The sequence below is a fragment of the Streptomyces sp. WM4235 genome, assembly GCF_001279725.1.
Classification (GTDB): domain Bacteria; phylum Actinomycetota; class Actinomycetes; order Streptomycetales; family Streptomycetaceae; genus Streptomyces.
Map to the genome: position 1 here is coordinate 1 of NZ_LGDE01000325.1, position 373 is coordinate 373.

Here is a 373-nt window from a genome sequence, read left to right on the forward strand (position 1 = left end):
CCGCCGCCACCGACGCCAAGGGCCGCCGGCTCCAGGTCCTCAAGGTCGACGGCCCGGACACCCTGCGCTCCGACAACCCCGACTTCGTCGACTCCTACCTGAACTTTCACGTGGCCAACGGAGCGGTGATCACCTCGCAGTTCGGGGACCGGACCAAGGCCGCGGCCGCCCGTCAGGCGCTCGCGGCGGCCTTCCCGGGCCGTGAGGTCGCCCAGCTCGACGGGGACCGGCTGATGGGCGGCGGCGGAGGCATCCACTGCTCCACGATGCAGCAACCCGCCGCGGGCTGAGCCCCGCGGCGGGGCGGCGGATCCGACGGCGGGCGTGGGGGCCGCCCCCGTCGGAACCCTCCCTACTGGTTCTCGGCGCCCAG

The 373-nt window shown here is 74.8% G+C and carries 1 protein-coding gene; it reads left to right on the top strand.

The genetic code is table 11. From position 1 onward, the window contains the following. Positions 1-290 (top strand): agmatine deiminase family protein (locus tag ADK55_RS20780; protein ID WP_199826587.1); only part of this gene is annotated, 290 nt, incomplete at its 5' end. Positions 291-373: the final 83 nt, after the last annotated feature.